The organism is Methylobacterium sp. WL18, assembly GCF_008040015.1.
GTDB classification, from domain to species: domain Bacteria; phylum Pseudomonadota; class Alphaproteobacteria; order Rhizobiales; family Beijerinckiaceae; genus Methylobacterium; species Methylobacterium mesophilicum.
The window spans coordinates 1-9,506 of the sequence record NZ_VRVD01000135.1 but is presented as its reverse complement, the minus strand read 5'-3'; the positions used below and the strand labels follow the sequence as shown (position 1 = coordinate 9,506).

Here is a 9,506-nt window from a genome sequence, read left to right as displayed (position 1 = left end):
GCTCCGAACCTGTCGCGCCGGGGTGCCCGCCTGATCGCGGCGCCGGCCCGGCGGTTCATGGCCGGCCCAGCGCGAAGGCGTCGGGCACGCCGGGGCCGGCCCGCGCTGGACGCGTTCCCGTACGCGGTCTGGGCGCGGTTGCTCCAGGCCGAGTGGCGTCACGGACCGGCCGAGCGGACCGATCCCCGCGGCTCGCCGGCACTCCGGGCTTCCATCGCGGCCTATTTGGCGCAGGCGCGGGGCGTGGCCTGCGAGGCCGACGACGTGATCGTCACGGCGGGCATCCGCCAGAGCCTGCGCCTGCTGGCCGAGTTGCTGCTCGATCCCGGGGAGCGGGCCCTGGTGGAAGAGCCGGGCTTCCCCGGTATCGCCCTGGCCCTCGCGAGCGGTGGCCTGATCCCGGTGCCGGTCTCGGTCGGACCGGGCGGGCTATCGGTGAGCGCCGCCGGGCCGCGCCTGCAGGGTGCGCGCCTCGCCGTGGTGACGCCGGCGCAGCATTATCCGCTGGGCCACGCCATGAGCCTGGAGAACCGCCTCGACCTCCTGGCCTGGGCGGAATCCGTATCGGGCTGGATCGTCGAGGACGATTACGACGGGGCCTACCGGTATGCGGGGCGGCCGCTGGCCCCGCTGCGGGCGCTCGATCGCGGCGGACGGGTGATCTACGTCGGCAGCTTCTCCAAGCTGCTGCTCCCCGCGCTTGGCCTCAGTTACCTGGTCCTGCCGCGGGGCCTCGTGGCGCCGGTGCATCAGGCCCTCGCCGAGACCGGCCCGGCACCCCCGGGCATCGGCCAATGGGCGCTGGCCCGCTTCATCGAGGAGGGGCATCTCGCCGGCCACCTGCGGCGGACCCGGCGGCTCTACGCCCTGCGCCAGGAAGCCCTGGTCGAGGCGGCCCACCGCCATGCCGCCGACGTGGTCGCGGTCGCCGCCATGGAGGGCGGGATGCACCTCATCGCGCGCTCCGGTCCGGCCTGGCCGGCCGCGCTCGGCGATGCCGAGGCCGTCGCGCGGCTCGACGGAGCCGGGATCTCCGCGGTCGCGCTCTCGGCCTACCATGTCGGTCCCCCGGAGCCGGGGCTTTTGCTCGGCTACGCGGCCGTGCCCGAGCGGGTGATCGAGCCGGCGGTTCGGCGCATGGCCGAGACCCTGCGGGCGGCCGGGTGAGAGCCGTTCGGTCGTATACCCACAGTCGAACGGGGGTTCCGAACGCCGAAAATCCCAATCTGTCCCTCGTCCTGAGGCGTGAGCGACGCGTGCCTCGAAGGAGGCCTCCAGGAATCGCGCGGCTGGCTGGAGGGCTCCTTCGAGGCCTCCGCTGCGCTCCGTCGCCTCGGAATGAGGGCGAGGATGGGATGGACCGATCGAGCGGCGGGGGCGGGCCTTACAGAAGTCCTGGTGGTCATTCACCGCGCGGCGTCAGCGTCACGGTAACGGGGCCGCGGCCCGCGCGCAGTTCCAGGTTCCGGAGGGTCTTGGGCCGCACGGTCGCGCCTGCACGCGTCCCAGGCCGCCGTGATCGACCGGAAGACCTGCGGCAGACGCTCGATCGGGTCGGCGATCACGTCGTAATGGTGGTCGATCAGGCCGCCGAAGCTGTGGAAGCCAAGCTCCGACAGGAGGGCGACGGCCCGCGGCGCGCCCACCGTCACGAACGGCACGCCCATGGCGGCGGCCTTCAGCGATTTCTCCGTGATGCGCTCGACGCCCAATTCGAAGAAATCCGTCTCGGAGATGATTGTGAGGTCGCTGGCGGCGTAGGCCCGGGTATCCAGGGTGAGGACCATGTCGCCACCGGGGGGCGGGGTATCGATCCGCCTGGCCTGCCGGGGAATCCAGCTGCCGACATCGGCCAGCAGCGGTCCGAAGGCCGCCGCGATCTCCGGCGGCGCGTGGAAGACGTCGATGCCGCCCGCCTTCGGGTTGTCGGCGCCGATCCCGTGGAACGAGATCAGGCCGTCGCGGTCCAGGCCGTTGAGCTGGAACCAGCGGTAGAGCAGCACCCGGTGCCAGCGCAGGGCCGCGTTCTGGCAGAGGAACCGGGCGGCGCCGGTGTCCCGGGCGAGCGGCGCGTAGCCGACCCGGTCGAGGGGGTGTTGCGGGAAGAGGCGCGGGCCGGCCTCGGCATCGAGCCAGAGCGCGACCTGGAGCGGGAAGAACTCGAAGGTCCAGAACCGCAGGCCCTCGCCGTAGAGCCGCTCGTAATCCAACCGCAGCAGCCGGTTCTGGGTCACCAGGACGACCCGCTCCCGGGGAATTCCGAGGCCTTCGAGGTTGCGGTGGAGCGCCTCGAAGGTGGGAGCGTGCAGGCCCGGCCCCTCGTTCGACAGGTCGAGGAGCAGGGCCGCCCGGCCCGACCGCAGGTTCTCGGCGTCGCCGGGCTCAAGCAGATCGAGCCGCCCGTTCAGGTCCGGGAAGCCGAGGCGGACGAAGTCGAGCACCGGCAGGCAGAGCACGTGCTTGGCCGCGCCCGGATGGGCCGTGACGCTGATCCGCTTCCCCAGCCAGCCCAAAGCCGCCGGCAGGAAATGGCCGGCCTCCCCGCGGGGGACCAGGACGATCTCGGAGGGGGATGGGCTCATCGCGATGCTCGGGCGGCCGGTCGCACGGTGATCCGCCGCCTGAAAGCCGCGCGATGCCGGATAAAGGCTTCGCGCGGATGCGTCGATCCCCGGAACTCAGGCCGGGACCAGCTCGGCCGCGCGCACGGGCGTCGGTCCCGCCCGGTAGGCCGCCGAGGCCTCGTCGGTCCGCCAGCAGGCCACCTTGTGACCGGGGGCGATCTCGGCCACCGGCGGCATCTCCCGGCGGCACTGCTCCTCGGCGAGGAAGCAGCGTGGCGCGAACGGGCAACCCGGCGGCCGGTTGGCGAGGTCCGGCGGGCTCCCCGGGATGGTCTGGAGCCGGGAGCCCTTCGCCAGAGCCCCCTCCGCCCGGCTGCGCAGCAGGCCGATCGTGTAGGGGTGGTGCGGATCGAGCACGACCTGATGCGCCGTCCCGGTCTCGACGATCTTGCCCGCGTACATCACGGCGATCCGGTCGGCGACCTCGACGGCCGCGCCGAGATCGTGGGTCACGATGATGATCGACAGGCCGAGGTCGCGCTGCAATTCGCGCAGGAGCAGCAGGACCTGGATCTGCACGGTGGCGTCGAGGGCGGTGGTCGGCTCGTCGGCCAGCAGCACCTGCGGCCGGCAGGCGAGCGCGAGCGCGATCATGGCGCGCTGGCGCATGCCGCCCGACATCTCGTGCGGGTAGTTGTCCAGCCGCCGCTCCGGACTCGGAATCCGCACGCGCTCGAACAGGGCGAGCGCGCGCTTGCGGGCGTCCTCCTTCGAGATCGTCTCGTGCCGCCGGATCGCCTCGGTGATCTGCCGGCCGACCGTGTAGACCGGGTCGAAGGCGAGCAGCGGCTCCTGGAAGATCATCGAGACGTCGCCGCCGCGGAAGTCGGCGAGCTGGCGCTTGCTCAGCGCCTGCACGTCCCGGCCGGCCGCCAGGATCCTGCCCTCGATCCGGCTGCGCCCCTCGTGGAACAGGCGCAGGATCGCCCGCAGGGTGACGCTCTTGCCCGAGCCCGACTCGCCGATCAGGGCCATCGCCTGACCGCGCTCCACGGTGAGGTCGACGCCGTCCACGACCTGCACCTTGCCGAAGGCGACGCGCAGGTTCTCGAGGGTGACGGCGGGTTCGGGGTTCGACATCGGGGCGCTCATGCCGCGAGCGCCCGGGCCGGGGCGGCGGAATGGCCGGAGCCGGGCTGGCGGGCGAGGCACGAGACCCGGTGCAGCGGACCGACCGGGTCGAGGGGCGGTTCTTTTTCGCTGCAGATCGGCTCGGCGAGGCTGCAGCGGGGGTGGAACCGGCAGCCGGGCGGCGGATCGATCGGGTTCGGCGGATCGCCCTGCAGGAGCGCCGTCTGCGTGCGGTTGTCCGGGTCCAGCGACGGCATCGAAGCCAGCAGCGCCTCCGTGTAGGGGTGGGCCGGGGCGTCCAGCACCGTGTCGGACGGACCGATCTCGGAGACCCGGCCGAGATACATCACCATCACCCGGTCGGAGATGAAGCGCACGACGTTGAGGTCGTGGCTGATGAAGATGTAGGTCAGGCCGAACTCGGACTTCAGGTCGAGGAGGAGGTTCAGCACCTGCGCCTCCACGGACTTGTCCAGCGCCGAGACCGCCTCGTCGAGCAGCACCAGCCGCGGCTCCAGGGCGAGCGAGCGGGCGATGTTGACCCGCTGCCGCTGGCCGCCGGAGATCTCGTGCGGGTACCGGCCGGCGAAGCGCTTGGGCTCCAGGCCGACCCGGGCCAGCAGGGCGCGGGCGCGCTCCACCGCCTCGCGGCCGGGCACGCCGTTGACCTTCGGGCCGAAGGCGATCGACTGCTCGACCGTCATGCGCGGGTTGAGCGAGGCGTAGCTGTCCTGGAACACCATCTGGACCTGGCGGCGGTAGGACCGCCACGGCATCGCCCGCTCACCCACGGCTTGCCCGTCGTACAGCAGGGAGCCGGAATCGCGCTCGATCAAGCCCATGAGCAGCTTGGCGGTGGTGGACTTGCCGCAGCCGGACTCGCCGACGATGCCCAGGGTCTCGCCCTTCAGCACGTCGAAGTCGACGCCATCGACGGCGCGCACCACCTGCTTCTTGCCCCCGGCCTTGCGGACCGGGAAGTGCTTGTACAGGCCCGAAACCGACAGGAGCGGCTGGGCGGGTCCGCCGCGGTCGCGGGCGAACGGATCGGGGGCGTCCGGGATGACGCTCACTGGCGAATCTCCATGGCCGCGCGCAGGCCGTCCGAGAACAGGTTGAAGGCGATCGAGACGACGAAGATGCACACGCCCGGCAGGGCCGCGACGACCGGGTTGGCGTATATCGCGGTGCGCAGGGTGTTGAGCATCAGGCCCCATTCCGGCTCCGGCGGGCGCACGCCGAGACCCAGGAACGACAGGCCCGAGGCCAGGATCATCGAGACCGAGATCAGGCTGGTGGCGTAGACGAAGATCGGCCCGACCACGTTGCCGAGCACCTGCACCCGCATGATCGTCAGCGGCGAAGCGCCCGAGAGCTTCGCCGCGTCGATGTAGTCGCGCTTGCGGATGCCCGTCGTGACGCTCTCGGCGACCCGGGCGATCTGGGGCACGAACACGCAGGTCAGCGACACGATCGAGTTGAAGATGCCGGCCCCGAGGGCACCGGACAGGGCGATCGCCAGCAGGACCGACGGGAACGCGAAGAACACGTCGATCGTGCGCATCAGGATCGTGTTCAGCCAGCCGCCGACATAGCCGGCCAGGATGCCGATGCTCGAGCCGATCACGAAGGCGATCAGCACCGGGGTGACCCCGATGAACAGCGACAGCCGCGCGCCCAGCATCAGCCGGCTGATCATGTCGCGCCCGAGCTCGTCCGAGCCGAGCCAGTAGGTGGCGTCGCCGACATGCTTCAGGCGGCGCAGCATGGAGCCCTTGTACGGGTCCATCGGGGTGATCCAGGGCGCCAGGATGGCGATGGCCACCACGAGCAGGATCAGGGCGCCCGCCCCCATGGCCACGGGATCGCGCACCAGCCGGTGGCCGACATGGCCCCAGAAGCCGCGGGACGGAACGAACGCGGCCTCCGGGGCGGCGTCTTTGGCGGAGAGCACGCCGCCGTCGAGGGCCATCGAGGCGGCGGTGATCGGTGCGGTCATGATCGGCCTCCGGGTCAGGCGCGTTCGATGCGCGGGTCGAGGGCGGTCTGCATCACGTCGACCAGCAGGTTGAGGACGACGAAGAACATCGCCAGCACCAGGATCGAGCCCTGGAGCAGGGGCAGGTCGCGCTGGAAGATCGCGGCGTTGAGGAGGAAGCCGGTGCCGGGCCACGCGAATACGGTCTCGACCAGGATCGAGCCGCCGAGCAGGTAGCCGAGCTGCAGGCCCATGATCGCCAGCGCGGTCGGGGCGGCGTTGCGCACGACGTGCTTGAACACGCCGAACTCATCCATGCCCTTGGCGCGCAGGGCTTCCACGAAGTCCTGGGACAGGATGTCGGCCACCAGGGCACGCACCGTGCGGGCGATGATGCCGGTGGGGATCACCGACATCGTCACCGCCGGGAGGATCAGGTAGCGCAGGTGGTCGAAATCCGGCCGCCAGTTGCCCGAGCCGTCCGGCCCGGCGCCGGTGGGCGGCAGCCAGCCCAGCGTCGCCGAGAACACGATCACCAGGACCATGCCGAGCCAGTAATGCGGCACGCTCACGCCGAAGACCGAGAGCGCGGACGCCGCCCGGTCGGCCAGCGAGTTGCGGTGGTAGCCGGCGACGAAGCCGAACAGCGTGCCGAACGTGAAGCCCAACAGGGTCGCCACGGAGGCGAGGATCAGCGAGTTGATCACCGCCCGGGTGACCTCGCCCAGCACCGGCCGGCCGGTGGCGATGGACGTGCCGAGATCGCCGTGGAGCACGTGCCACAACCAGATCAGGTACTGCATCGGCAGCGGCTTATCGAACCCGTAGGCGGCCCGCATGCTGTCGATGGTCTCCTGGGTGGCGTCCGCCGGCAGGACCGCGCTCAGGGCGTCGCCGGGCGCCAGATGGACCAGCAGGAAGCAGACCAGGCTGACCCCGAACGCCACCGGCGTCACGTAGACCAGACGTTTGAGGATGTAGATCAGCATCGGGTGCCTTACCGTGGCCGCTGAAAGTCCCTCCCCCCTTTGCGGGGGAGGGTGGCCCCTGCGTCAGCAGGGGTCGGGAGAGGGGAGCGACGCATCCGGAGAGGGCGTGCCGGGCACCAAAACCCGTATCGTCGCGCTGCCCCTCTCCCCCCTGCTGCGCAGGTACCCTCCCCCGCAGAGGGGGGAGGGAAATCCCGCGGTTACCGCCCCGCCGTCGCGATGGTGATCTTCGAAAAGTCCTGGAACCAGTTCTGGGCCTGGACGAAGCCCTTCACCTTCGGGCTCATCGCCCGCGGGTTCACGTCGTGCGTGATCATGACGAACAGCGCGTCGTCCACGTACTTCTCGTGGACCTTCTCGAGGACCTGGGTCTGCGCGGCCTTGTCGAAGGTGATCCGCACCTGGTCGAACAGCTTGTCCATCGTCGGATCGCTGTAATAGCCCCAGTTCGTTCCGTTCGGCGGGGCGAAGTTGCTCTGGAGGTGGCGGATGAACCCGGTGAACGGGTCCTGGATGAAGTACGAGTAGTTGATCGCCGACACGCCGCGGGAGATGTCGGCCTTCGCGCCGGCCCGCCAGATGTTGATCAGCGTGTTCCACTCGACCACCTCGTAGTCGACCTGGATGCCGACCTCCGAGAGGTTCTGCTGGACGAACTCGTTCATCGGCAGCGGCTGCATCTGGCCCGAGCCCGAGGCCGAGATCGCGACCTTGAGCTTCAGGGGCTTGGCCGGGCTGTAGCCGGCCTCGGCCATCAGCTTCTTGGCCGCCTCCGGATCGTACTTCACGTCGAAGGTCGGGTGGCCGAACCACTGGTGGCCGGGCGGCATGAAGCCCTTGGCGGGAATCGCGAGGCCGCCGAGCAACTCCTTCAGGCCGTCGCGGTCGATGGCGAGGTTGGCCGCCTTGCGGACCCGGATGTCGTTCCAGGGCGAACCTTCGACCCGGGACAGGTGCCAGGTCCAGTTGTGCGGATAGGCGTTGGTCACGATGGTGAAGCCGGCGCCCTTGAGCGAGGCCACGGCGTCCGGCGCGGGCGCCTCGATCCAGTCGACCTGGCCGGAGCGGAGCGCCGCGACGCGGGCGTTGGCCTCCGGCAACGGCACAAGGACGAGCTTGTCGAGCTTCGGGACCCGGTTCGTGTCCCAGTATTCCTTGAACGGCACCATCTCGGCGCGCTCGCGCGGCGCGAACAGCGTCAGCTTCCACGGGCCGGTGCCGGAGGGCTGCTTGGCGAAGGCGTCCCAGGACTTGCCGACCTTCTCCCACTGCGCGGGCGAGGACATCATGATCCAGGCGATCTGGTAGGGCAGCGTCGCGTCCGGGGCCTTGGTGACGATCTCGACCGTCATCGGGTCCACCACCTTGTAGGAGGCGACCGCCGGGACGCGGGTCTTGCCCTGCGCGGACTGGCGGGGATCGTATTGGGGCGCGTCGGCCTTCAGCAGCTTGTCGAGGTTCCACACCACGGCGTCGGCGTTGAAGTCGGAGCCGTCGTGGAATTTCACCCCCGGCCGCAGCTTGAAGGTCCACTTGGTCTTGTCGGCGGCGTCGACCGCCCAGCTGGTCGCGAGGCCGGGCACGAGGTCGGAGGCGAGTTCGGCGCTCGACAGGTCCCAGTTAATCAGGCCGTCATAGACCGTGTAGCCCAGGAACCGCATGCCCTCGCCGCCATTGTCGGTCTGGCCGGTGGTCAGCGGGATGTCCGACGCGGTCATCCCGATCCGCAGCGTTCCCTGTGCGAGGGCGGCGGTGCTGGCGGAGAGCGCCAGGGCGCCGGCGAGCGCCGCACGGGCGCCGAGAGTTTTCAGACGAGACAGCATGTCGGATCGGATACTCGCGTTGGTCCGGGAGGGCGGGCCCGGAATACGCTCGACTGTATGCAAGCCCGCGGCCACTCGGTCCCGGGCCATGCACGGACCCGTCGATCCTAGGCGGTTTCGATGAGACTCACGTGGGCGGCGACCACCCGCCACCCCTCCGGAAACCGCACCCAGGTCTGGCTCTGGCGCCCGGTCCTGCCGGGGGCGTTGTCCCGGGTGAACAGGGTCATCGCCGTGGCGAAGTCGCGCCCGTAGGTCGTGATCACCGTCTCGGCGAGCACCCGCTCCAGGCCCACGGGCGAGCGCGCCCGCCGGAACGCCCGGATCGCGTCCATGCCGTAGAGGTTCTCCCCGGCCCCGTACCGGATCGTGCGCGGATCGTCCCGGAAGAGCGCTTCCAGGGTGGCGACGTCGTTGGTGGTCAGCGCCGTCTCGTAGGTCGCGAACGCGGCCTCGACCTCGGCCTTCACGGCGGGATCGTCGATGACCATCAGGCGATCTCCGCCACGGGGGCCGTGCAGATCCCGTCCCGTTCGAGCTGGCGCGCGACCCGCAGGGCCAGGTCCTCGCGCCAGGGTGCGGCGATGACCTGGACCCCGAGCGGCAGCCCGGCATCGAGCCGCACCGGCACAGCCACCACGGGCAGGCCGATGAACGAGATCGGCTGCGTGAACACGCCGATATTGGCCCGGATCGGCAGGGTCACGCCGTCGAGCACGAAGTGGGTCAGGCCGCCTTTCGGTGCCCGGCACGGCGTGGCCGGAGCCAGGATCACGTCGACGCCGCCGAACAAGTCCATGACCGCGTCGCGGTACCAGCGGCGGAAGCGCTGCGCCCGCTCGACGAAGGGGGCCGGGATCATCGCCCCGGCGATCAGGCGGTCGCGCACGGCCGGGTCGAAATCCTGCGGCCGGGTGCGCAGGCGGTCGAGGTGGAGGGTGGCGCCCTCGGCCGCCGTGATCAGGTAGGCCGCCGCCCGGGCGCGCTGGGCCTCCGGGAGCTCGACCGTGCGGCTCGCCCC

At 70.7% G+C, this 9,506-nt stretch carries 9 protein-coding genes; 1 reads left to right on the top strand and 8 read right to left on the bottom strand.

All coding sequences use genetic code 11. From position 1 onward, the window contains the following. A partial coding sequence (locus FV228_RS12335; protein ID WP_147854886.1) for a PLP-dependent aminotransferase family protein occupies nucleotides 1-1,167 on the top strand: 1,167 nt, incomplete at its 5' end. A gap of 239 nt (nucleotides 1,168-1,406) precedes the next feature. Here the strand turns inward: FV228_RS12335 and FV228_RS12325 are convergent. The 8 genes from FV228_RS12325 to FV228_RS12285 all read right to left on the bottom strand — a co-directional run. Further along, complete coding sequence (locus tag FV228_RS12325) at nucleotides 1,407-2,582, bottom strand: hypothetical protein (protein WP_246693893.1); 1,176 nt, start codon at nucleotides 2,580-2,582, stop codon at nucleotides 1,407-1,409. Between the two features lie 96 nt (nucleotides 2,583-2,678). Continuing rightward, nucleotides 2,679-3,704 (bottom strand): ABC transporter ATP-binding protein, encoded by a 1,026-nt coding sequence (locus tag FV228_RS12320; protein WP_187277716.1) that lies wholly within the window; start codon nucleotides 3,702-3,704, stop codon nucleotides 2,679-2,681. Nucleotides 3,705-3,712: 8 nt separating this feature from the next. Further along, entirely contained in the window at nucleotides 3,713-4,768 is a 1,056-nt protein-coding gene (locus FV228_RS12315; protein WP_147854884.1) for an ABC transporter ATP-binding protein, read from the bottom strand. Beyond that, the gene (locus tag FV228_RS12310; protein ID WP_147854883.1) at nucleotides 4,765-5,694 is read right to left on the bottom strand and encodes an ABC transporter permease; all 930 of its coding nucleotides are present in this window, start codon (nucleotides 5,692-5,694) and stop codon (nucleotides 4,765-4,767) included. Before FV228_RS12310 ends, FV228_RS12315 begins: the two co-directional genes overlap by 4 nt. A 14-nt stretch (nucleotides 5,695-5,708) precedes the next feature. Continuing rightward, entirely contained in the window at nucleotides 5,709-6,662 is a 954-nt protein-coding gene (locus FV228_RS12305) for an ABC transporter permease (RefSeq protein ID WP_147854882.1), read from the bottom strand. Between the two features lie 200 nt (nucleotides 6,663-6,862). Continuing rightward, nucleotides 6,863-8,485, bottom strand: coding sequence for an ABC transporter substrate-binding protein (locus FV228_RS12295; RefSeq protein WP_147854881.1), 1,623 nt, complete (start codon nucleotides 8,483-8,485; stop codon nucleotides 6,863-6,865). 107 nt (nucleotides 8,486-8,592) lie between these two features. Then, complete coding sequence (gene hpxZ, locus FV228_RS12290) at nucleotides 8,593-8,976, bottom strand: oxalurate catabolism protein HpxZ (protein ID WP_147854880.1); 384 nt, start codon at nucleotides 8,974-8,976, stop codon at nucleotides 8,593-8,595. Next, nucleotides 8,976-9,506, bottom strand: a 531-nt coding sequence (locus tag FV228_RS12285; RefSeq protein WP_246693892.1) for an amidase family protein, incomplete at its 5' end; no start/stop codon positions are given. The genes FV228_RS12285 and hpxZ, both read right to left, overlap by 1 nt.